Annotated in this window: 28 protein-coding genes, 2 tRNA genes and 2 pseudogenes; 16 read left to right on the top strand and 16 right to left on the bottom strand. The window is 28.9% G+C overall.

What is annotated here, in order from left to right; genetic code table 11:
* The first annotated feature begins 19 nt into the window (after positions 1–19).
* The 16 genes from Q0X98_RS02300 to Q0X98_RS02225 all read left to right on the top strand — a co-directional run bounded on the left by Q0X98_RS02300 (position 20) and on the right by Q0X98_RS02225 (position 12,506).
* Complete coding sequence (locus Q0X98_RS02300; protein WP_297681016.1) at positions 20–631, top strand: ribonuclease D; 612 nt, start codon at positions 20–22, stop codon at positions 629–631.
* On the top strand, positions 631–1,596 hold the full coding sequence (locus Q0X98_RS02295; RefSeq protein ID WP_297681014.1) for a KpsF/GutQ family sugar-phosphate isomerase: 966 nt from the start codon (positions 631–633) through the stop codon (positions 1,594–1,596). Before Q0X98_RS02300 ends, Q0X98_RS02295 begins: the two co-directional genes overlap by 1 nt.
* Positions 1,597–1,858: 262 nt before the next feature.
* Positions 1,859–2,224 (top strand): hypothetical protein, encoded by a 366-nt coding sequence (locus Q0X98_RS02290; protein ID WP_297681012.1) that lies wholly within the window; start codon positions 1,859–1,861, stop codon positions 2,222–2,224.
* A gap of 1 nt (position 2,225) precedes the next feature.
* A complete protein-coding gene (locus Q0X98_RS02285; RefSeq protein WP_297681010.1) occupies positions 2,226–3,002 on the top strand; it encodes an ATP-binding cassette domain-containing protein in 777 nt (258 codons plus the stop codon).
* A 5-nt stretch (positions 3,003–3,007) separates the two neighbouring features.
* Complete coding sequence (gene aroA / locus Q0X98_RS02280; protein WP_297681008.1) at positions 3,008–4,324, top strand: 3-phosphoshikimate 1-carboxyvinyltransferase; 1,317 nt, start codon at positions 3,008–3,010, stop codon at positions 4,322–4,324.
* Positions 4,324–4,980 (top strand): (d)CMP kinase, encoded by a 657-nt coding sequence (gene cmk / locus Q0X98_RS02275; RefSeq protein WP_297681006.1) that lies wholly within the window; start codon positions 4,324–4,326, stop codon positions 4,978–4,980. Before aroA ends, cmk begins: the two co-directional genes overlap by 1 nt.
* The gene (locus tag Q0X98_RS02270; protein ID WP_297681004.1) at positions 4,980–6,707 is read left to right on the top strand and encodes a S1 RNA-binding domain-containing protein; all 1,728 of its coding nucleotides are present in this window, start codon (positions 4,980–4,982) and stop codon (positions 6,705–6,707) included. The genes cmk and Q0X98_RS02270 overlap by 1 nt, the downstream gene beginning before the upstream one ends.
* 14 nt (positions 6,708–6,721) lie before the next feature.
* A complete protein-coding gene (locus Q0X98_RS02265; RefSeq protein ID WP_297681002.1) occupies positions 6,722–7,012 on the top strand; it encodes an HU family DNA-binding protein in 291 nt (96 codons plus the stop codon).
* Positions 7,002–7,193 (top strand): hypothetical protein, encoded by a 192-nt coding sequence (locus Q0X98_RS02260; protein ID WP_297681000.1) that lies wholly within the window; start codon positions 7,002–7,004, stop codon positions 7,191–7,193. The genes Q0X98_RS02265 and Q0X98_RS02260 overlap by 11 nt, the downstream gene beginning before the upstream one ends.
* Positions 7,156–7,695, top strand: a complete 540-nt coding sequence (gene pyrF / locus Q0X98_RS02255; RefSeq protein ID WP_320415263.1) for an orotidine-5'-phosphate decarboxylase — start codon at positions 7,156–7,158, stop codon at positions 7,693–7,695. The genes Q0X98_RS02260 and pyrF overlap by 38 nt, the downstream gene beginning before the upstream one ends.
* Before the next feature lie 126 nt (positions 7,696–7,821).
* On the top strand, positions 7,822–8,322 hold the full coding sequence (locus tag Q0X98_RS02250) for a phosphoribosylanthranilate isomerase (RefSeq protein ID WP_297680999.1): 501 nt from the start codon (positions 7,822–7,824) through the stop codon (positions 8,320–8,322).
* Positions 8,312–9,010: a pyridoxal-phosphate dependent enzyme gene (locus Q0X98_RS02245; RefSeq protein ID WP_297680997.1), complete on the top strand. Its 699-nt coding sequence runs from the start codon at positions 8,312–8,314 to the stop codon at positions 9,008–9,010. The genes Q0X98_RS02250 and Q0X98_RS02245 overlap by 11 nt, the downstream gene beginning before the upstream one ends.
* The gene (locus Q0X98_RS02240; RefSeq protein ID WP_297680995.1) at positions 8,949–9,542 is read left to right on the top strand and encodes a hypothetical protein; all 594 of its coding nucleotides are present in this window, start codon (positions 8,949–8,951) and stop codon (positions 9,540–9,542) included. Before Q0X98_RS02245 ends, Q0X98_RS02240 begins: the two co-directional genes overlap by 62 nt.
* A complete protein-coding gene (gene trpA, locus Q0X98_RS02235) occupies positions 9,542–10,333 on the top strand; it encodes a tryptophan synthase subunit alpha (protein ID WP_297680993.1) in 792 nt (263 codons plus the stop codon). The genes Q0X98_RS02240 and trpA overlap by 1 nt, the downstream gene beginning before the upstream one ends.
* 6 nt (positions 10,334–10,339) lie before the next feature.
* Positions 10,340–11,269 (top strand): acetyl-CoA carboxylase carboxyltransferase subunit beta, encoded by a 930-nt coding sequence (locus Q0X98_RS02230; protein ID WP_297680992.1) that lies wholly within the window; start codon positions 10,340–10,342, stop codon positions 11,267–11,269.
* Positions 11,223–12,506 (top strand): bifunctional folylpolyglutamate synthase/dihydrofolate synthase, encoded by a 1,284-nt coding sequence (locus Q0X98_RS02225; protein ID WP_297680990.1) that lies wholly within the window; start codon positions 11,223–11,225, stop codon positions 12,504–12,506. The genes Q0X98_RS02230 and Q0X98_RS02225 overlap by 47 nt, the downstream gene beginning before the upstream one ends.
* Here the strand turns inward: Q0X98_RS02225 and Q0X98_RS02220 are convergent.
* The 16 genes and pseudogenes from Q0X98_RS02220 to murA all read right to left on the bottom strand — a co-directional run bounded on the left by Q0X98_RS02220 (position 12,489) and on the right by murA (position 23,264).
* Positions 12,489–12,806: a thioredoxin domain-containing protein gene (locus Q0X98_RS02220; protein ID WP_028036230.1), complete on the bottom strand. Its 318-nt coding sequence runs from the start codon at positions 12,804–12,806 to the stop codon at positions 12,489–12,491. The genes Q0X98_RS02225 and Q0X98_RS02220 overlap by 18 nt on opposite strands.
* A 66-nt stretch (positions 12,807–12,872) precedes the next feature.
* Positions 12,873–14,318 carry an exonuclease domain-containing protein gene (locus Q0X98_RS02215; protein WP_297680987.1) on the bottom strand — a complete coding sequence of 482 codons (1,446 nt, stop codon included), beginning with the start codon at positions 14,316–14,318 and terminating at the stop codon, positions 12,873–12,875.
* On the bottom strand, positions 14,315–15,001 hold the full coding sequence (locus tag Q0X98_RS02210; protein WP_028036228.1) for a hypothetical protein: 687 nt from the start codon (positions 14,999–15,001) through the stop codon (positions 14,315–14,317). Before Q0X98_RS02210 ends, Q0X98_RS02215 begins: the two co-directional genes overlap by 4 nt.
* Before the next feature lie 37 nt (positions 15,002–15,038).
* Positions 15,039–15,875, bottom strand: a complete 837-nt coding sequence (locus tag Q0X98_RS02205; RefSeq protein ID WP_297680984.1) for a DNA recombination protein RmuC — start codon at positions 15,873–15,875, stop codon at positions 15,039–15,041.
* Positions 15,841–16,137: a hypothetical protein gene (locus tag Q0X98_RS02200; RefSeq protein WP_297680982.1), complete on the bottom strand. Its 297-nt coding sequence runs from the start codon at positions 16,135–16,137 to the stop codon at positions 15,841–15,843. Before Q0X98_RS02200 ends, Q0X98_RS02205 begins: the two co-directional genes overlap by 35 nt.
* 179 nt (positions 16,138–16,316) lie before the next feature.
* Positions 16,317–17,010, bottom strand: a pseudogene (gene hisG, locus Q0X98_RS02195) (ATP phosphoribosyltransferase).
* Positions 17,010–18,062, bottom strand: coding sequence for an ATP phosphoribosyltransferase regulatory subunit (locus tag Q0X98_RS02190; protein ID WP_297680978.1), 1,053 nt, complete (start codon positions 18,060–18,062; stop codon positions 17,010–17,012). Before Q0X98_RS02190 ends, hisG begins: the two are co-directional and overlap by 1 nt.
* On the bottom strand, positions 18,040–19,434 hold the full coding sequence (hisS, locus tag Q0X98_RS02185; protein ID WP_297680977.1) for a histidine--tRNA ligase: 1,395 nt from the start codon (positions 19,432–19,434) through the stop codon (positions 18,040–18,042). Before hisS ends, Q0X98_RS02190 begins: the two co-directional genes overlap by 23 nt.
* A 4-nt stretch (positions 19,435–19,438) precedes the next feature.
* Positions 19,439–19,513, bottom strand: a tRNA-His gene (locus tag Q0X98_RS02180).
* A gap of 222 nt (positions 19,514–19,735) precedes the next feature.
* Complete coding sequence (locus Q0X98_RS02175) at positions 19,736–19,948, bottom strand: cold-shock protein (protein WP_271496110.1); 213 nt, start codon at positions 19,946–19,948, stop codon at positions 19,736–19,738.
* An 82-nt stretch (positions 19,949–20,030) separates the two neighbouring features.
* A tRNA-Phe gene (locus Q0X98_RS02170) sits at positions 20,031–20,105 on the bottom strand.
* A 5-nt stretch (positions 20,106–20,110) separates the two neighbouring features.
* Entirely contained in the window at positions 20,111–20,326 is a 216-nt protein-coding gene (infA, locus tag Q0X98_RS02165; RefSeq protein ID WP_023649077.1) for a translation initiation factor IF-1, read from the bottom strand.
* Between the two features lie 2 nt (positions 20,327–20,328).
* The gene (gene hisD / locus Q0X98_RS02160) at positions 20,329–21,198 is read right to left on the bottom strand and encodes a histidinol dehydrogenase (protein WP_297680970.1); all 870 of its coding nucleotides are present in this window, start codon (positions 21,196–21,198) and stop codon (positions 20,329–20,331) included.
* Positions 21,164–21,583 (bottom strand): histidinol dehydrogenase, encoded by a 420-nt coding sequence (locus Q0X98_RS02155; protein WP_297680968.1) that lies wholly within the window; start codon positions 21,581–21,583, stop codon positions 21,164–21,166. Before Q0X98_RS02155 ends, hisD begins: the two co-directional genes overlap by 35 nt.
* A 30-nt stretch (positions 21,584–21,613) precedes the next feature.
* On the bottom strand, positions 21,614–22,012 hold the full coding sequence (locus Q0X98_RS02150; RefSeq protein ID WP_297680966.1) for a DUF2948 family protein: 399 nt from the start codon (positions 22,010–22,012) through the stop codon (positions 21,614–21,616).
* Positions 22,012–23,264: pseudogene (gene murA / locus Q0X98_RS02145) on the bottom strand (UDP-N-acetylglucosamine 1-carboxyvinyltransferase). Before murA ends, Q0X98_RS02150 begins: the two are co-directional and overlap by 1 nt.

Below are 23,264 nucleotides of genomic sequence, written 5' to 3'. Positions count from 1 at the left end.
CCATTATATATGTTTAGAAATGAGTAATAATATTCAACTTCACAAAAATGATTTACCAGATGATTTAGATTTAGGCAATCTAATAGCTGTTGATGGTGAGTTTATGGGTCTGAATGTCAGACGAGATCCTCTTTGCTTAATCCAGATATCTTCAGGAAATTCTGATGCTCACATAATTCAATTTGATAGGAAGAATTACAATGCTCCAAATTTAACAAAATTACTTGCTGATGAAAATACCACAAAGATATTCCATTATGGAAGAGCAGACATGGCTCATATCAAATATTATTTAAAAACAGAAACTAATAATATTCTTGATACTAAAATTGCATCAAAATTAGCAAGATCATACTCTGATAGTCACTCATTAAAAACATTGATAAAAGAATTTATTAATATTGATATAAGTAAACAGTTTCAAAGTTCAGATTTTGGTGGTGAACTTTCTCCAGCACAACTAAAATATTGTGCTAATGACGTGATATATTTGCACAAAATACATGTAGAATTAAATAAAATATTAGAAAGAGAAAATAGAATAGACCTTTATAAGGATTGCTTAAAATTTTTAAAAACTAGAGTAAACTTAGACTTAGCATTATTTAAGGATGATATCTGGTCCCACTAATGACTAAAAAATTCATACCCCTAGCAAAAAAAGTAATTGATCTTGAAATTCAAGCATTACAAAAGTTAAAAAAAAAAATTGATAATTCATTTAATAAAGCTGTAATCGAAATTGCAAAATGTAAATCTAAAGTAATTTTGTGCGGCGTGGGTAAAAGCGGATTGATAGCAGCTAAAATATCTGCTACTTTATCTTCTGTTGGAACTCCATCTTTCAATTTATCTGCAAGTGACTCCTCTCATGGTGATTTAGGAAGTATTTCAAAAAAAGATATTTTAATTTTAATAAGCTACTCAGGTAAAACTAGTGAGCTTAGAAATATAATTCAATATGCAAATAGAAATAAAATTATGCTGATCGGAATTATGTCAAAAAGAGACTCTATTTTATACAAAGCATCAGATATTAAGCTTATAATTCCTGAGGTAAAAGAGTCAGGTGGTATCGTGCCAACTTCAAGTACTACAGCTCAGCTAGCTTTAGGAGATGCATTGGCAATATCAGCTATGCAATATAAAAAATTTGGTAAATTTGATTTTAAAAAAATACATCCTGCTGGTAGTCTTGGAGCTCAATTAAAAACTGTTGAAGATATAATGTTAACAGGAAACAAAATTCCTTTTGTGAAAGAAAATTTAGATATGAAGAATGCTATCAAAATATTGAGCAATAAAAAACTAGGAGTTTTAATCGTTCAAAATAAACAAAAAAAAACTACTGGTATAATTACTGATGGTCAAATTAGGCGCTACAATGAAAAAAAACAAAATTTAAATGAGATGAATGTTACAAAAATAATGACAAAAAACCCGATAAGCATAGATAAACAATCTCTAGCAGCAAAAGCTTTGGCGCTAATGAATGAAAAAAAAATTACCTCGCTTTGTGTACATGATAAAAAAAACAAGTTTAAAACGATAGGTGTTCTTCATATACATAATATTTTGCAATCAAATATTGATTGATGAAAAAAATAAATTTTTTGAAAATATTATTGATATTAATTTTAATAATATTCACCTGGTTTATTTATTCTAAATATTTTAAAAAAAGTAATAATTTGATATCTGATGTAACAAATACAACTGATGACAATACAAATGAACAAATACAGCTGATATTAAGACTGCTATTGAGGAAGAAGTTATTTACAACTCAAATATAATCAAAGATATAAGTTATACATCCAAAGATTTAAAAGGTAACGAATATATTCTTGTAGCAAAAATGGGTGAAATTGATTTAAATAATAGTGATATTATCTTTCTAACTGATGTCACAGCCAATATCAAATTAGCTAAAAATTCTGAACTTATCATAATCACCTCTAATTATGGCAAATATAACACGATTAATTATGATACAATTTTTTCAAAAAATGTAAAAATAGATTATGTTGACAATATAATAACAGGCGATTATCTAGATTTTTCAATGTTAGACAATTTGCTTATTATTTCAAGAGATGTTGTCTACAAAAATTTAGAAAACACAATGAAAGCTGATGTGCTTGAATATGATATGAAAACAAAAAATACAAAAATTTATATGTATGACTCAAAAAATAAAGTTAACATAAAGAATATGGAATAAGATGGGATTAATAAAAAAATTTAGAATTAAATCTCACAAAAAACCTAGCCCTATAATCTCTTTTGAAAATATAAACCTTTCATATGGAAGTAGATTAATTTTAGATAATATAAATTTTAAAATCAACGAAGGTCAAATATTTGGAATGCTTGGCCCAAATGGAGTTGGGAAAAGCACAATTTTCAATTTAATAACTGGGCTTATTCCACCAAATAGTGGAAAAATTAAATTAAATAATACAGATGTTTTAGATTACCCAATTTATTTAAGAACAAAAAAATTTCATATAGGTTATGTTCCTCAATATGGTGGTTTTTTTAATGATCTAACATTATATCAAAATTTAAAAGCAATCGCTGAAATTGTAATTAATGATAAAGGAAATGAAGATTATAAAATAAATTCCTTAATTTCAAAATTTGAATTAGAAAATTTAAAAAATGTTAAGGCTAAATTTTTATCAGGAGGGCAAAAGAAAAAATTAGTTATTGCTTTATCATTACTGAGTGATCCAAAAGTTCTCCTTTTGGATGAATGTTTTGCAGCACTTGATGTTTTGACAATTAAAATGTTGCAAGAAATAATTGTTAATTTACAAAAAGAGTCAAATATCACAATTTGCATATGTGATCACCAAGCAAGGGACTTATTGGCTTGTGTTGATAAAGCAATGATACTAAGTAACTGTAAAATTGTTGCAGAAGGTTCTCCCCAAGAATTAGTGAATAATATTGATGCTAAGAGTGCTTATTTTGGCGACTCATTTAATTATAAATAAATTTTATGCCCAATCACATCATTGTAAGAAATACGATTAAAAATTTTAGTAAGAGTATAATTGTTTCGGGTGATAAAAGTTTAAGTATTAGATGGGTCTTATTTTCTTCAATCGCAAAAGGTAAATCCAAGGCTTATAATTTACTTTTATCAGAAGATGTTCTGGCTGCAATCAATGCAGTAAAAAAACTAGGTGCTAAAGTAAAATTAAATAAAAATTATTGTACAATTACTAGTAATGGACCAAGAGGCTACAAGTATAAAAAAGACATAACAATTAATTCAGAAAATTCTGGTACTTTGGGAAGATTAATTATGGGTTTATTAATTGATACGCCTCATAAAATTAAAATTATTGGTGACAAAAGTTTGTCTAAAAGAGATTTTAATAGAATTGCAGAGCCATTAAAAAAATTTGGTGCAGATATCAAACTAACGAATAAAGGATTGCCCTTAACAATAAAAGGAAGTGAAAATCCTTTGCCAATTAATTATTTAGAAAACAAAGGTTCAGCTCAAGTAAAAAGTAGTATTATTTTAGCAGGTTTAAAAACAGAAGGTAAAACTTTTATCAAAGCCAAACCAAGCAGAAATCATACTGAGCTTTTGTGCAAATATCTTAAGCTTCCTTTAAAAGTTAAAAAGAAGAAAAATTATGATCTAATAGAAGTTGAAAAAATTAAAAAAATAAAACCTTTAAATTACAAAATACCTTCAGATATAAGTTCTGCTGCCTTTTTTATTGTTTTAACTGCTCTATCAAATAACTCAAAATTGTTGATTAAAAATATAAACATTAATCCATCCAGGATTGGCATAATAACTATTTTAAAAAAAATGGGTGTTAATATTCAGTTTAAGAATAAAAAGAATTATAAAGGTGAGCTTGTAGCTGATATATCAATTATTAGCACAAAAAAGCTAAAAGCAATTAATTGTCCATCCAAATTAAATAGTGGGGCTATTGATGAATTTCTAATAATTTTTTTGGTTGCTGCTAAAGCAAGTGGAGTTTCTTACTTTAAAGATATTGGTGAGCTTAATCAGAAGGAAAGTCCTAGATTGAAATGGGGTGCAAAAATTTTAAGTAAAATGGGAATTAAAACAATAACAACTGATAACTCAATAAAGATTTATGGTAACCCTAAATTAAAAATTAATAAAAAGATTGTTATTAAAGATTATCTAAAAGATCATCGAGTTTTCATGACAAGTGTAATCGCGGCCTCAGCTTTGGGGGGAACATGGAGTATTCATGATAAAGACTCTATTAAAACTTCCTTTCCTACGTTCTTGAATATAATAAATGATTTAAAAAGATAATGATTAAAAGAAAAAATATCATTAAAATTGCAATCGACTCTCCAGCTGCTGCAGGAGCAGGGACATTAGCAAAAGCAATATCCAAACATTACAATCTTTTTTATTTAGATACTGGAAAAATTTATAGAATGATTGCCTATCTAAAAATTAAATTTCCTAAAAAATTTAATCAAAGCTTTATCAAATCTAAAATTAAAACTCTCAAAGTAAAAGATCTTGCAAATAAAGCTTTGCTATCAGATGAAGTTGGAACAGAAGCGTCAATTATTTCAAAAGTGAAAAGTACAAGAAAACTTGTTCATTCTTTTCAATTAAATTTTGCCTATAATCCTCCGAAAAACTATAAAGGATCATGTCTTGATGGAAGAGATATCACTTACAATATCGTACCAGATGCTGATTTTAAATTTTTTATAACAGCAAATGTAAAAACAAGAGCCCTTAGAAGATATAAAGAGCTAAAAAGTCTTAAGAAGGAAATTTCTTTTCAAGACGTACTAAAAAGTATTAAAAAACGGGATAAAAGTGACTATAATCGTAAAATATCACCTTTGAAGAAAACTAAAGATTCAGTGTTGCTAAATACATCGAAACTTACTAAAAGAGCGTGTTTTTTAAAATTAAAAAAAATTATAGACAGGAAAATTAATACTTAATGGAAATATACAAAGATCTTTCAAATCCAGCATCACAAGAATTCGAAAAATTACTTAATAGCCAACTCTCTAAAATCCAAATTGAAGAAGGTAAAATCATAGAAGGTAAAATTAACAAAATTACAGAGAAATTTGTTTTTTTATTTGTTGAAGGCTTAAAAAGTGAACCAGTTCTTGATGTTAATGAACTAAAAAGCATGGGTCTTGGAGAAAAAATAAAAGTTGGTGAAACTATTCCAGTATTATTAGAAAAAATTGAAGATAAACATGGTGAAGTGCTAGTTTCTGCTAGCAAAGCTCAAAAAATTAAAGGTTGGGACAAGCTTGTTGAAGCTTATGAAAAGAATGAACCAATCATGGGTAAAATTACATCAAAATGTAAAGGTGGATGTATTGTAGAACATATTGATACTGGTTCTCTAATGTTTTTACCCGGATCACAAATAAGTGACAAACCATTAAAAGATATTAGTCATTTAATGAATGAGCCTCAAAAATTTGCTTTAATTAAATTAGATAAGATTAGAGGAAATGCTTGTGTATCACGAAGAGAAATAATCTCTTCATTTAAAAAAGAAGACAAAGCAAAAATTATTGAAAAATATAAAGTTGGAGACATCATCAAGGGTGCAGAAGTTAAAGGCTATAGTTCTTTTGGATGTTTCTTTAATGTTAATGGTGAGTTAGATGTTTTAGTTCACTTACAAGAAATTTCGTATTCAAGAGTTAATCATCCAGATGAAGTTTTTAACATTGGTGAAAAACATGATTTAAAAGTAATCACTGTAGATAAAGAAAAACTACAAGTTGGTTGTTCAGTTAAACAACTATCTCCAGATCCTTTTGAACATATTGAAAACTATGAGTTAAATAAAATTTATAAAGTTAAAGTTGTTAAGCTAATGGACTTTGGTGCATTCTGCGAATTAGAGCCAGGACTTACAACACTACTTCACTCAAGTGAGTTAAGCTGGACTAAGAAAAATATTTCAGCTAAGAAAATGTTTAAAGTTGGAGATGAAATAGACTGTATAATCACTGAAATTGATAAAGATAAAAGACGTGTTGCGATCTCACATAGATTAACTCAAGATAACCCATTTGAAACATTTGAAACCAAATATCCAGTTGGAACAATTGTTGAAGGTGAAGTTGTGAATAAAAATGAATACTCACTATTTGTAAAAGTTGAAGATTTAGATATAGATGCATTTTTACACTGCAATGATTTAACTTATCTTAACAATGGTGAAGAAGAGTTAGAAAAGTATAAAAAAGGTGATAAAGTTAAAGTTAAAGTATTAGAAGTAAAAGCTTCTGAACAAAAAATTAGAGTTGGTTTAAGACAAACTCAAGCAGATCCATTTGATTACTTTAACGATAAAAAGAAAAATCAAACTATCACTGTAAAAGTAATTTCCACTGACAACAAAAGTTTAACGGTTAGACCTGAAAATTGTGAAATGGATTTTCAAATTAAAAAATCAGAAATTGCCATCAATGCAGCAGATGCACGACCATCAAGATGGACTGGTGGTGAAAAAGTTGATGTAGCTATAAAAGAAATTCAAATAGATAAGAGAAAAGTAGTTTTAAGTATCAAACTGTTAGAAGAAATTGAGAAAAAAGAAGCTTTAGATAAATATGGATCTGAAGGTTCTGGTAAAAACTTACCTTTCTCATCACTTTCTGATGATTTAAAGAAAAAAGAAGAAGATAAAGAGTAAACAGAAGATTTAAATTGGCTATTGTAAAATCAAAGCTTTTAAAACAACTCTCAGAGAACTATCCCAATTTTCTTAAAAAAGACCTCGAAAAATTTACTAATATAATTTTAAGTGAAATTAAGCGTGCTCTTAAAAGAGGTGATCGAGTTGAGCTAAGAGGTTTTGGAGTGTTTTCAACTAATATCCAAAAAGCTCGTATTTCGAGAAACCCTAAAACAGGCGAAAAAGTAAACACACCAGAAAAGAAAACAATTCACTTTAAAATGTCAAAAGACTTGTTTAAAAAATTAAACCATGAAACATAAAAACATTTTTGTTGCTTGCGATAATTCTAATTTAAATGAAATAAAGAAAATCATAAAACAAACACAGACAAATAAACTCAAAGTTGTTCCAAAATTTGGCCTACAATTTTTTTACTCTAAAAATGGAAGAAAATTTTTAGAAAATTTTAAAAAAGACTTTTGGCTTAGATTTAAAAATTAACGATATTCCACAAACAGCATTATCTGCACTAGACAGTTTAAAAGATCTAAAAAAATGTAAATATATAACTGTTCATGCAAATGGTGGTCTAGAAATGCTTAAGGTTATTAAAAAAAAAGCTAAATCAATTAATAAAGATTTAAAAGTACTTGGTGTTACAATACTGACAAGTTTAAATAACAAATCACTTAAAGAAATAGGACACACAAAGTCTGTGGAACAACTAGTTTTGAAACAAGCTGGACTAATAAAGAAATCAGGTTGTGACGGCTTAGTTTGTTCTGCGCAAGAAGCCAAAATGGTTAGAAAAAAATATAAAAACCTATTTATTGTAACGCCTGGAATAAGATTGCCTGGTGATAGTGCTAACGATCAATCAAGAGTAATGACCCCTAATGATGCTTTTAAAAATAAAGTATCAGGTATTGTAATGGGAAGATCGTTAATAAAAGGAAATATAAAAAAAAATACTCAAAGATTAATTGATCACTTAAATAAATGATCAATGGATCTAAAATCTGTGGGATTTCAGATCTCGATACTCTTGATTTTATAATCAATCACCCTTACCCACCTCTATTTATTGGTTTCATTTGTAATTATAAAAAAAGCTCAAGATATGTTGAGGTTGAAAAGCTTAAATGAATTATTAAAATTAGATAAAAAGAAATCTAATTTTGTAGCAGTTCTTGTAAAACCTGATGGAGATATTCTAGAAAAAATTAAACATCTTCCTTTTGATTATTATCAAATTTATGACTGTACACCTGATGAAATAAAAGAAATTAAACAAAAGTATAATAAAAAAATTATTACTGCTTTAACTATAAAAGATGAAAAGGATGTTGAAAAATATCAATTATTTTCTGAGGTAACCGACATTTATTTATTTGATAGTAAAGGCTATGAAAAAAGTATGGCTTTTGATCACTCACTTATTGAAAAAATAAAGATTAACAAACCATTAATGATAGCAGGAAATATTCAAGTGAATGATAATCTTGAAAATTATAAAAAAATAGCAGATATTATAGATATATCTGGGGGTCTTGAGACTTCTGGGGTAAAAGATAAATCCAAAATAGATATATTTTTAAACAAGGTAGAGCAGGTAAAAAATGAAACTTAAAAAAGGAATTCCTTTAATTGATCAGCACGATCAACATGGCTTTTGGGGTGGTAAATTTGGAGGAAGCTTTATTCCTGAGACTTTAAAAAAGCCTGTAGAAGATTTAACAAATGAATTCAAAAAATTAAGAAAAGATAAAAAATTTTTAAAAAGAAGAGATTTTTATTTCAAAAACTATATCGGAACCCCTACTTCATTCGTAAAGCTTGATAATCTTACAAATCATTTAGGTGGTGCTCAAATTTGGGCAAAGGTTGTTGCTGAGGCTAATGGAGGTGCGCATAAGATATATAATGCAACTGTCCATGCTCTTATTTGTAAAGCAATGGGCAAAAAATATATCGTTGGTGATACAGGAGCAGGTTATGCAGGAAAAATGCTTAGTATGGCTGCTAAAAAATTTGGCCTTAAATGTAAAATATTCATGGGGGCAAAAGATATAAAGAGACAAAAACCTAACTGTGATGCAATGAGAAAAAATGGAGCCGAGATAGTTCCAGTTTATTCAGGTAGTCAAACTTTAGTTGATGCTGTTAGTGAATGTATGAGATACTGGGTGTCTAATTGTGATAATACTCATATGTGTGTTGGAAGCACAGTTGGACCTAATATATTTGTTAAAATCTGTGGTTGGAGTACCGCACAAATCTCCAGAGAACTTAAAAGTACAATTAAAATCAGAATTTAAAAAAATTCCTAATAAATTAAAATTAATTAACTGTGTTGGTGGAGGAAGTTCTGCTTATGGTTTTTGGAGTGAATTTATTGATTATGATAAAAAACAAATTGAATTAATCGGTGTTGAAGCAGGCGGACCTAAAAAGTCAAAACTTCATGCAGCACCTTTAAGTCGAAATGCTAAAATTGGAATTTTACATGGAGCGGCATCATATCTTTGTCAAAATAATGAGGGACAAATTAATGATACAGAGTCTATTAGTGCAGGATTAGATTATCCAGGTGTGAGCCCTATTCATTGTTTTTTAAAAGATACTAAAAGAGCAAGATATACTTATGCAACAGATGAGGACGCTCTTAGTGCACATGTAATGGTTACAAAATATGAAAATTTAAATCCAAGTTTAGAGCCTAGTCATGCTTTTGCAGAAGCTATCAAAATTGCACCTAAATTAAGTAAAGATACAATTATTATTGTTAATTCATGTGGGGATGCAAAAAAAGACAGAGATATTTTGAGAGAAAGATTAGGTAAAAGATAATGGCTTCATTATTAAGTCAAGCATTTCAAAATGCAAAAAGTGAGAATAGACCTGCCCTACTTACCTATACTGTTGCAGGTGATAACACTAAAAAGAAGTCACTAGAAATTCTTAAATCAATATCTAATTATGCAGATATCTGTGAACTAGGTTTTCCTCATAATACTCCAATTGCAGATGGTGGCCAAATTCAAACTAGTGCATACCGTGCAATTAAAAATGGGATTAAAATCAATGATGTTTTTTCAATAGCTAAAGATTTTAAAAAATCAAAAAAAACTAAACCAATTATTTTGATGGGTTACTACAATATGATCTTTCAATACAATGAAAACAAATTTTTAGATAAATGTAAGAATGTAAAAGTTGATGGTTTAATAGTAGTTGATCTACCTTATCCAGAAAATAAAAAATTTGCTGCTAAATGTAAAAAAAGAGAAGTTAATTTTATTCAATTAGTTTCTCCAACAACATCCCCAGTAAGATTAAAAAAAATTATCAAAGATTCTCATGATATGGTTTATTACATTAGTATGCTGTCAACTACTGGAGGAAAGCTTAAAGTTTCACCTAAAAAAATACTTGAAAGATACAGTAAAATAAAAAATCTAAATAAATCTAAAAATATTGTTATTGGATTCGGAATTACTGAAAAAACAATAAAATCTCTTAAAAAAGCTGATGGATTAGTAGTTGGAAGTGCAATTTGTAAAGAAATTTCAAGCTCTATTAAAAAGAGACAAAATCCTGTCACAAATGTTACTAATATCGTGAAGAAGATTAAAAAATAAAATTAAATGAACTGGATTACAAAAATAATAAAAGCAGGTGAAAAGATTAAAACTGCTTTTCACGAACGAGCTTCAAAAGAAGATATCGCAAAAAGTGATTGGACAAGTTGTTGTAGAGGTCCAATTCTTAAAAAAGATTTAGAGCAAAACTTATGGGTTTGTCCTGATTGTAATAAACATCACCGAATTAAACCAAGCCAAAGATTTGATATTTTATTTGGTAAAAATAACTATGAAGTATTTAAAACTCCAATTCCAAAAGATGATCCATTAAATTGGACAGACTCAAAATCATATAAAGATAGATTAAAAGCTGCTCGTAAAAAAACAGGAATGGAATGTGGAATGATGGTTGCATGTGGAACTATCAATAATATAAAAATTACAGCAGTTGCATCTGACTTTGATTTTCTAGGTGCTTCAATGGCTGCTGCTGAAGGGGAAGCTTTTTTATATGGAATTCAGCATGCGATAGAAAACAGAACACCTTTTTTATGTATTAGTGCTGGGGGTGGAATGAGAATGATGGAAAGTTTAATTTCATTATCTCAAATGACTAGAACAACTCTTGCAATCAATGAATTAAAGAAAAATGGTTTACCTTATCTAGTTTGCATTACAGATCCAACAGCTGGTGGTATTACAGCTTCTTATGCAATGTTGGGAGATATTCATATTGCAGAACCTGGGGCATTAATTGCATTCGCTGGTGCTAGAGTTATTCAAGGAACTGTTAAAGAGGAATTACCTGAAGGATTTCAGAAAAGTGAATATGTTGAAAAAACAGGTTTCGTTGATTTAATTGTTGAACGTAAAGATCTTGTATCAAAAATAGGAACTTTATTATCAATATTGTTAAAGCAAAATTCTGTTATAAGTTCTGAGCAAAATGAAACTTCAGAAGATAGTCAGTCGCTTACAAGAGCTGCATCCTAAAGAAATAGATCTAAGTTTAGATCGTATTCAAAATCTCTGTCAAAGATTAGGAAATCCTCAAGATAAACTTAAAGCAATTTCAATTGTTGGAACAAATGGAAAGTATTCAACCATCCAAGCGATGTTTGCTATTTTAAAAGAAGCAAATATTAAATGTAATATTTACACTAGTCCTCATATTAAAAGTATTAATGAAAGATTTGTTTTTAATAATGAAGAACTTAATGATGAAGAGTTAGCAAGTTTGTTTGAAGAAATTGAAAGTGCTAATAATAATGAACCCATTACTTTTTTTGAGATATTGACTGCAGCTTATTTTTTAAAAGCTTCTCAATATCCAGATAATATCAATTTGATAGAAACTGGCTTATTTCATAGGTTTGACGCGACTAATATACTTAAAAATAATCTAGCCAGCATTGTAACTTCAATTGGACTTGATCATTTAGATTGGCTACCTGAAAATGAGCAAACTGTTGAAAAAATTATTTATGAGAAAACTTCAACTCTTTTAAATTCAAATATTATAGTTGCAAAACAAAGTTCTAAAGAAATTACAGATAGTATTAAAAAAACAATATCAAGTAACAGCTCAAATAAGTTTTTTCATAATGAAGATTATAGTTTTACAATAAAAGAAAATGATTTCTTTTATTATGAAGATCAATTAGGTGGAATAAAATTACCAATGCCAAATGTTAAAGGTCAATTTCAATTAGAAAACATCTCAACTGCTATTGCAACGTTAAGAACTATAAAAGATTTTGATATAAAAGATGAACATATCAAACAAGGAATTACAAAAATAAATAGTATTGCAAGATTACAGGAAATTAAATCAGGTAAACTTAAAGAACTTGCAAAAGATCATCAACTTTTTGTTGATGGCTCACATAATCCTTTAGGAGCAAAAGTGTTAAATGAATACTTAGAAAGTTTAAATTGTAACAAACATATCATCTTAGGAATGATGGCCAATAAAGATCATAATGAATACATGAGTTACTTTAAGGATGTTAAAACCTTGACCACTATAGATATTCCTAATCAACCAAACTCCATTAAAGGAAAAGAGCTTAAAGATAAGCTAAATAGCTTCAAAAATATCAATTACCAAGAAAGTATAGAGGATGCTATCAGGTCAATTCCAGTCAAGGAAAACGATATTATCCTAATTACTGGATCTCTTATATCTTGCTGGGGAAGTATTGAATTTAAATTAGATATTTTTATCTAAAAACTCTTTCATGTGGCTTTCAGGAACTCCACCAACTTTTCTATCTACTTCAACACCTTTTTTGTAGATAATAACTGTCGGCACACCTCTAATTCCTGCAGCACTTCCAGTATTAATTCCACCATCTTCGATGTCTGCGTAATAGAAACCAGCTTTATCTTTATATTCGTCTGAAAGCTTAGTCATTACAGGAACAAGAGCTTTACAAGGTCCACACCAAGCAGCACTGAACTGGATAACTGAAATATCTTCGTTTTTTATTTTACTATCAAAATCGTCGTCTTTAAAATCATTAAGCATATTACTGATATAATTGATTCAATTGATTATTCAATGGGCAAAAATAAATTTTTTTGATTTATTAAATTATGCGTCTGAATACTTTTGCTCTAGATTCATCACATAATCATTAATTCCATCAAGAAATTTAAGCTTTTCATCTACTGTTTTGAACGAAAACATCTTATCTTCATTTTCTCTAATCTCATCACACTCTGAATAAAAAGCAGAAATTGTCCACCATTTCTCCTTATTAGTACTTAGAATTCTTGAAGCTATACGTCGTTTTATTTTTTTATGAATTTCTTTTGGTAGAATTTCAGGTGCCTCATTAAATATCAATCCATGACCAAACGTAACCAATCTTTCATCTTCAAATTTATCTAATAGTGCAAACTTTTCTTTCCAATCCCCTGTATGAAATTTAGGAAATAAAGCTTGATCTTTAGCAGACGTAAATCCTCCAGAATAAATAGATTCTTCTGGCTCGATATCTTCTTGTGAAGAAGTTTCCATTTTCTCCTCAGCAGCTTCTCTTAAAATATTGCAAACATCTTGTGAAAACTTTTCATTACTTTTAACTAGTTCAGCTCTTTTTTTAATTAAGTTAGGATCAAGTTTACTATAAGGCTCAACTTTCATTCCAAAACTTGGATCTAAAATTATTGGTGCTTTATTCGATCTAATAGTTCTTAAAAACTTCGGAGACTTTTTCATCTCTTTTTTTAAATCTTCATAATTTAATTTTTGAATGGCCTCAATATCAACTCTAAGATCTACTGCTTGACCCCATTTATAAACTGGATGCATGCAAGCATTAGGGTGAAGTGGTGCACATAAATACAATCGACTTGTTCCATAAAAATACTCATTTAATGTAAATATTTTTTCTTGCTTAACCATGTTCTCGACAATTACTTTGCTACTTGTTTTAAAATATTCTTGCCAAAGGGTTGGCTGTTTTTGTTTAATTAAATCTAAAACCTTAACAGTAAGCTCTGTATCAAATAATGCAGAGTGAGCTCCAGCAGATTCAAAACCATTTAATCTTGCTAAAGACTCCAGCTTCATTGACTTATTTCCTTTTGGATTTAGTTCTGTTTTTAAAACATCATCATCGATTGCAAATGCTGCTCTAACTATATTTAAAGCATCATGACGAACATTTCCCTCTGTATTTGTTAAATAAGGCTTTCTTAAAGATTTAAAAAATTCTTTTCTAATTACTTCATCATCAAAATTAATACTTGAATAACCTAAAAATGTTGCAGGTGACCATTCTCTAAATTTTTGCTCAACCTGAGTTAACATTTCGTAATGACTTAAATTACCTTTAGTTAATAAATCTACATTTGATTTATTAATACAAAGTGCAGTAGCACTTGGAACTCTATCCTGAGGCAGCCTACATCTTGCTTGAAAACGCTCTAATTCTTTGAAGTTTTCATCTAATAATATTCCACCTATTTCAATAATAGTTGCCCAATCTGTCTGAGCAGAATCTGTCTCAATATCCCACACTACGTAATTCAATTTGCTCTCCTTTGTGCATAAAATTGTTCAACTTTTTCTAAAAATTTATTTTGGTAATCTTTTAATCTGTCACCATCTATTAAAAACCTTTGAAACATATTGTCTTTTGTACAAAGCAATATAACTGCTTGAGTAATATTAGATCCATGAACTGTATTATGGGCTAAAGCATAAGCACTACATTGCAAATAATAATCATCAATCCATTCATCTTTTTTTGGCTTATTACTTTGTTTAAAATCAATTATGGTTTCTTTATTTTCATAAACGCCAACACAGTCAGCAGCTCCTGCATATTTACCTGGATAATATAATGTTGCCTCACAACCCCAAATTTCATCAAGTTTATTTCTTAAACCATTTTCAATAATCTGATCAGCCATCATTCGCTCTCTAGTATTATCTCCCAATAAATCTAAATTTAATTTACCAAGCAAAAATTTTTCTAAGTATTCATGCATAGAACTACCCCTGCTACTAGCCTCACGAGTGATAATTTCAGCCTGCTTTTGACCAACCCTTTGCTTCCAAGCTTGAAGAGATGCTTTTTTTTCCTCAGACTCAGTTGCTTTTAATATTGTTGTAACCGATGGCAAGCGTTCTTCATTTACAGAGTAATGCCTTGAGCCATCTACTATTGATCTAGTTGATTTTGGATAAATATATTTATTATTCCACTCCATGTGATTTCTTATATTCGCTATTTTAGAAAAAAAGAAATTAATTATTTGCTTGTTTTGAACGATCAACAAATTTTTCTACATTTTCTGTTTGGACTGCTTTTTCAAGTTGTTCAGGATCTTTAATACTTTCAAGAGTTCTAGTAATTGATCTAGCATCTGTTCCAAACTTATCAACAACAGACATAGCTTCTTCTAATTTTTTTCTAAGAGAAATTATATTATCAAAGTGCTTTCCAAATCTTGAGGTAATTGTTTTTAAGTGATTATAAATTTCGGTAGCACCTTTTTGAACTTTTAAAGATTGAAATCCCATGTGAAGAGATTGCAAGTAAGCTGAAAGAGTATTAGGGCCACAGATTACAACTTTATGTTTTTTCATTAATTCTTGAGTTAATAACTCTTTAGTACTTGGATCTTGGTATTCAGTTAATTCTTTGTATAAGCTTTCCGTTGGAGCATAGACAATTGCAAAATCTGTAGTTTTTGGTGGAACAATATATTTTTCATTAACACTTTTAGCTTTAGCTTTAAAAGCAGTAGCTAATTTTGTTCTAGCATCTGCAACAGCTCTTTTATCTTGCGCGTCATGACCATCGGTAATTGCTTTAAATTTTTCCACTGGAAAATGACTATCAACTGGAACTAAAACATCTCCTTGAAGTTTGATTGCAAATTCAACATTTTCACTGGTATCTTCCTTCATCTTAACATTAGTCATGAATTGTGAGGCAGGCAATAAATCTTTAATTAAAGCATCCAAACTAAACTCTGCAAGAGTTCCATATTTTTTAACACCTGCTAAAATTTTAGTGATCCCCTCTTGGCTTTGATTTAATAATTCAACCTGACTGATTAAAGTTTCCAACTTTTTCATCTACTTTAGTTAAAGCTTCTGTCATATCTTTAGTGACACCTGTTGAAAGATTATTAAATGAAGTCGACATTGTGCCAAGTGAGGTATTAATAGTATTATTTAGAGTATCTTTTAAACTTTGTATTTCAGTCTTTAAATTAGCTATTTCTTCAGCTTCCTTATTTTCATTCTCATCTTTAGGCTTAGATTTGAGATTTAGATAAAGAATTGATGAAGCAATTCCAACTAATAACACTAATAAAACAACTAAAATTATATCCATGATTCTAATAATTTATTTTATAGTAAAAATATGATTAATATATTTAATTATTAAAAACTTACCTCATGGAATTATTCTTAATATTAAAAATTATATTTGTTATAGGAGTCATAATCGCAATTTATGCTGTTGCTAGAAACCTTGATATTATTAAGATTATTTTAATTTATTGGAAAGATCTAATTCTTAGAAAGTAATTTAACTAGTTTTTTAACTTCTAGTTTTTTTACAGATGAGTTTTGATGTCATCATACAAGCCTCTGATTTTAATATTTCTCCATCCTTTAAAATACGAAGATTATTAGCTCTTAAAGTTTCACCAGTTGATGTTATATCAGTGATAATTTCACTTGATCCTGTAAAGGGATAAGCCTCTGTGGCTCCAAGAGAGCTTACTAATTTAAATTGAGTAACCCCTTTTGAAAATAAAAACTCTCTAGTTAAATTTGGATATTTGGTTGCAACTCTTAATCTTTTCTTCTTTTTATCTTTAAATTCAAATGCAATTTCCTCTAAATCAGCAACCGTTTGAACATCAATCCATGGATCAGGAATTGCAACAACTAAAGTTGCTTTTCCAAAATCATATCTTTTAGATACATTGATTTTATTTTGAATATTTACTTCACTCTCTTTTAATAAATCAAATCCTGAAAAACCAAGATCTAATGAGCCATCTCCAAGTCTTTCAACAATCTCTCTTGCATGAAGATATAAAACTTTAACATTTTTTAATTGTTTTATGGATCCTAATAAATCTCTTTCCCCTCTTTCAGAAACTAGATTTAATTTATTTTTTTTAAATATTTTTAAAATATCTTTTCTAAGTCTACCTTTGCTTGGAATACCAATATTAATAATATTTTTGTTCATTAGTAATTTAAATTTAAAGCAGCTCCAACTGCTGCTACTTGATTTTTAGCTCCAAGATCTGAAATTAATTTATCATATCTTCCACCATTAATTATGTTTCTGTTTTTTGATTTAGACTTGATATCAATTTTAAATACCATTCCTGTGTAGTATTCTAATTGTCTTCCAAATGAAGCTGAGAAAACAACATTAAGTTTTGAAATTTTATTATTTGAGATTGGAAAATATTTTTGATCAACTATTAAATTAATCTTATTCTTTTTAAAAAACTTATTAAGTTCACTTGCAGCTTTATTAATTGGGCATTTAATCTTTAAAAACTCTTTAATAATCTTTGATACATTTTCACCCTTTTTTGTGCCTCTTGGATCTCTAATTTTGTTATCAAATCTTTTTAAAATTTCATTAATTGATCTTCCTGCGATAACTTTGGATAGATCTTCTTTTAACATTTTAAAATATCGTTTCTTATCAATCTCAACGATAGTTGGATCTACATCTGAATTAGTTTCTAATCTTTTTAATAGATCATTAAAATATTTCTCTCTCCAAAAATGTCTTGATAATCTTAACTTCCATCGTTTTGGAATATCTAGCTTTGAAATTAACAAATTAAAGATTTCAACATTTCCAATTGTTAATGTTCCTGATGTATATTTAATATTTTGAAGCGATTTTAAAGATGTATTGATAATTTCTTTGTCATCATTCTTTTCATCTTTAGATCCAATGATTTCAAACCCAACTTGGTCTCTAATTATAGAGTCTTTTTTATTTTGTGATTTTCGATAAGCCTGACCACTATAAAAAATCTTCTCTTTTCCTTTTAAATTATTCTCTAAATACCTAAGACATGATGCAATAGTTAAGTCGGGTCTAAGGCAAAGCTCACTTCCATTTTGATCAATAAAAGAAAATATAAACTTTCTAAAGTTTTCACCTGATCTTTGGACAATATGATTAGCCTCAATTACTGAAGGTAAATCAATATACTTAAATCCTTTAGATTTGACTGATCTAAGGATATTTTCAGATAAGTTTTTTGATTTCATTAATTAAATCAGCTTTTGGAATTGTTTGATTATTTTCACCCTTAACGCCTTTAAGGTTTTTAATAGTAACTGTGTTATCATTAAATTCATTTTCCCCACAAATAACGGCAACCGGTAATTCACGTTTATTTGCAAAGGTTAATTGTTTGCCAAGATTTTTTTTACTATCTAAAAAAACTTCAGCATTAATATTATTGTCTCTTAATTGATCCACTAATTCATAATAATTTTTCAAATATTTTTGATCCATGACGCAGACTAAAACAGGTTTTTGATCTTCAACTTTAATTTGATCTAATTGCATTAAAGCAAATAATAACCTATCTACACCAAAGCTTATTCCTGTTCCTGGAATATCAACGCCTCTAAATCTAGATATCAATTTTGCATAAGCTCCACCTGAACATATACTTCCAATATCTACTTCTTTTCCTTTGTTATTAGTAACTTTGAAATTTAAATTAGTCTCTACAATAAAGTCGGAATAATAAGCAAGACCTCTTACAATGGTAAAATTCGTCTTAACTTGATTTAAATTTGATCCATATCCTAATACTTCAAATACATTCTCAAGCTCACTTACCCCTTCTTGAGATAATGGATTTTTTAAAGTTTCTTTTAATTCTTTTAAATCTTTTATTTTTAAAAAATTTAATATTTGTGCAGCTTGATCATCTGATAGATCTGCACCTTTAGTAATAGCCCCACTTTGATCTTTTCTTTCTTTTTTAAGTAAATCTTCAACTCCTTTTAATCCAAATCCAGGCTTATCTAATTTATCAATTGCTCGAATAACTTTAATTTGTTTTTCTTCAGAAATTTTTAATTCATTAATTAATCCTTGAACAATTTTTCTATTACTTACATTGATGGTAAATTGATCTTTGTTTAATCCACAATCAGATAATGTACTTGAAATTAAATTACAAAGTTCAGCATTTGCTTGAGCAGGATTAACATTTCCAACGATATCAAAGTCTGCTTGCATAAATTCTCTGTAACGTCCATTTCCAGCTTTTTCGTTACGAAATACATTTTGAATTGCATATCGTTTATAAATTGAAGGTAGCTCTTGATTGTTTTGAGCAACAAATCTTGCTAGTGGGCTCGATAGATCGTACCTAAGCGTAATACTTTTTTCACCATCTTGAAATGAGAATACATCAGACATAGGATTACTATCGTCTTCTGCAAGAAAAGATCCTATGTTTTCACTAATTTCAAACGAAGGGGTTTCAAGAGCCTCTGCTCCAAACTTGATAAAATTATTCTCAATCGCTTTTAATAGCTTTTTTTTGAGAAGAAGTTTTTTATCCCAACGATCTTCAAAACCTGAAGGTAATCCAGGTACTAATTTATTTTCTTTATTCATTTTTTGGTACCCGGGCTGAGAATCGAACTCAAACTTAAAGTTCCACAAACTTTCGTGCTAACCGTTACACCACCCAGGCATTCCTTGTTTTTATATTATTTTTGTGTGGATTAAAAATTATATTATAAATAAATAGCCTACAGGCTATGGAAACAGATTCTATGAGTGCTTCTTGAAGTCTCTCTGTATGTAATATTTATAATCATGAGCAGTCTTTTAGACAATAATTGTCATTATTCAAGTAAAAATAAAAAGGACGTTAATCTATTTATAGATTTAACGCCCTTTGAAATATTTAAAATTAATCTATTTTTTTTAGATTAACTGCAGAAGGGCCTTTTGGGCCATCTTCTAATGTAAACTCAAGTTTATCCCCTTCGTTTAGATATCTCATGTCAGCTGCTTTAACTGCTGATGCATGCACAAAGGCATCTTTTTCTTTGTCATCTCTTTCAATGAAACCATAGCCTTTTTTACCATTATACCATTTAATTTTACCAGTTAGTGTACTCATCTTATTTCTCAGTCCTTATGTTGTTTATTATTCCATAAAGCTAATTTGATTTTTTAATTATTTCAAGATGAAAAGTGGATGGTGGTGCCTCGGGAAGGATTCGCACCTCCGACACAAGCCTTTTCAGGGCTCTGCTCTACTCCTGAGCTACCGAGGCAAAAATTAACCCCTAAAGATTATTCTACCTTTTGTAAGGTCGTAAGGTGTCATCTCAACTGTCACATTATCGCCTTGCAATACTCTAATTCTATTTTTTCTCAACTTACCAGCAGTATGAGCAGTAACCGTATGCCCATTCTCTAGCTTAACTCTAAACATTGCATTTGGAAGTAGGTCCATGACCTTTCCTTTAAATTCAAGCAAATCTTGTTTAGACAATTTTATTTTCTCCTAATTCTTTTTTTTACAGATTGAGCGTGTCCTGCTAATCCTTCGTAATTTGCAAGTGTTATAACTGAAGGACCAAGACTTTCAATACCCTTTTTAGATAAGTTTATATAGGAAATCCGTTTATAAAATTCATTTACACTTACTCCACTTGAATATTTTGCCGAACCATTTGTTGGTAATATATGGTTAGAGCCAACATTATAATCTGTCATTGCCATAACAGCATATTTTCCTAAACAAACAGATCCTGAACTTTTAATTTTTGGCACAAATGAATTATAATTTTTAACATTTAGCTCCAAATGTTCAGGTGCTATTTTATTTACAACATCAATTATTTTCTTATCAGAACTAATATGCATTAAAATTCCATTACTGGATAAGCTTTGTCTTGCAATAGATGATCGTGGAATTTCTTTTAATTGTTTAACAATTTCATTTTGAACTTTATCTATTAAAGATTTATCTTTTGAAATTAAAATACATTGAGCAAGATTATCATGTTCTGCTTGACCTATTAAATCACTTGCAACCCATTCTGGATTTGAAAATTTATCACAAACAATAGTGACTTCTGAAGGGCCTGCAGTCATTCCTTCAATTCCAACATCACCAAAAACTTCTTTTTTAGCAGCAGCCACATATGCATTACCAGGGCCCACTATTTTATTAACTTTATTTATTTTTTTTGTTCCATAAGCTACAGCTGCAATCGCTGAAGGCCCACCTATTGAATAAATTTCTTTAATTTTACATTTACGTGCCGCATATAATACTGCTGGATTTTGTTTTCCTTTAAATCCAGGATTAATCATTACAATTCTTTTAACACCTGCAACAATTGCTGGAATAGCATTCATTAATACACTTGAAGGGATATGAGGCTGTTGAACCAGGCACATAAATTGCAACAGATTCTAGAGGTATATATTTATACTCAAGTTTATTTTTATACTTATCGACATAAGAAATATTCTTAAATTTTTGAAGTGAGTGAAATTTGTAAATTCTATTGTAAGCAATATCTATTGCTTGCTTCACTTTTTTATCTAGTGATTGTATTGAATTAGAAATCTGTTTTTGAGAGGGGACAATTATAGTATTTTGATTAAATCTCTTTTCATATTTTACTAAAGCTTTGTCTCCATTTTTTCTAACATCTTTAATAATACTTGAAACTGAAACTGAATTAGATTGTACTTTTTTCTTTCTTTGTAAAAGTAAACTATCTAAGACTTTTATCAAAATTTTTATTATTACTATTTAATATTTTCATTAGTCTTTAATTTCGTTTTGATCTTCTAGTCTTACTTCAATTGTTTCGGTAGTCAAAGCAATGTGAGCATTATTGTTAAAAATTAAATTAATTTCATAATCATCTTTATTTTTTAGATAATCAATTGCTATCAATTCTAAAACTAAATCCTCATTTTTTTGATCTATATTTTTAGATTTAACTTTATCCACAAAATCAAACCTACAAATACTATTAATTTTCTTATCTTCCTGATCTGTTTCGATTTTAGTTCTCTCAATTGATAATAAGAAAACTTTATTCTCTGCTAGATACTTTATGCCTGACACCTTTACTTTGGCACCAGCACTACATGCTGAAATCATTTGTAAACCTTCATTATCTGAAGCTATAATTTTTGCTAAATATTTCTTATTCATTAATTAACTCTTCTAATTTTTGCTCCAACTTTTTTCAATTTCTTTTCTATATTCTCATATCCTCGATCTAGATGATAAATTCTATTAATCACTGATTTCCCTTTAGCAGTTAAAGCTGCAAGAATTAGTGAAACAGAAGCTCTTAAGTCGGTTGCCATCAATTCAGCTGCCTCAAAATTAATATTACCAGTAACTTTAGCCTTATTCACATCAGTTGAAATTTTAGCACCCATTCGATTCAGTTCAGCAACATGCATAAACCTGTTTTCAAAAATATCTTCTTTAATTACTGATTGTTTGTTGGCCTTACACAACAATACCATCATTTGAGCTTGTAAATCAGTTGGGAAACCAGGATATGGAGCAGTTTTGATATTGATACTTTTAATTTTTTTATTACCCATAATATGAATTTCATCTTTTTAACTATGATTTTTGCACCTATCTTTTTTAAAGTATTAATTTCTGTTTGAATAATTTTAGGAATAATATCTTTTATTATTAAATTTCCCTCTGTTACAGCTGCTGCAACTAAATATGTTCCAGCTTCTATTCTATCAAACATTATTGAATAAGTAGTTTCTTTAACTTCAAATACCCCTTCAATTTTGACTGAACGCTTGCTAATCCACTTAATATTACATCCCATACTTTTTAAAAAATTAACTAAATCTTTTATCTCAGGTTCAATTGCACAGTTATTTAAAATAGTAGTTCCTTTAGCAAAACTTGCTGCAATTATTAAATTTTCGGTAGCACCCACTGATATTTTTGAAAATTTTATTTTATTTCCAATTAATCCTTTAGGCGCGGTAGCGTGTACATACCCTTGAATAATTTTATACTTAACTCCTAGCTTAGATAAAGCATCCAAATGTATATCAACAGGTCTGGTACCAATTGCACAACCACCAGGTAGAGAAACTTTTGCTTTTCCAAATTTTGCAAGCAATGGACCAAGAACTAAAATTCCTGCTCTCATAGTCTTAACTAAGCTGTAAGATGCAAAACTTTTTGTTTGTTTAATATTATCAATAGCTAAATTATTCTTATTAAAAATAATTTTAGAACCCAACGATTGAAGTAAACTTACCATCGTCTCAATATCTTTTACTCTAGGTAAATTTTTTAGATAAACTTTTTTACTTGATAATAAGGAAGCAGCTAAAATTGGAAGAGAGGCATTTTTTGAGCCTGATATTTTTATTTGTCCTTTGAGCTTTTTGGCTCCAAAGACTTCTAGTTTTTGCAT

This window comes from uncultured Candidatus Pelagibacter sp. (assembly GCF_943788075.1).
Taxonomy (GTDB): domain Bacteria; phylum Pseudomonadota; class Alphaproteobacteria; order Pelagibacterales; family Pelagibacteraceae; genus Pelagibacter.
This window is presented reverse-complemented; position numbering and strand designations above follow the sequence as displayed.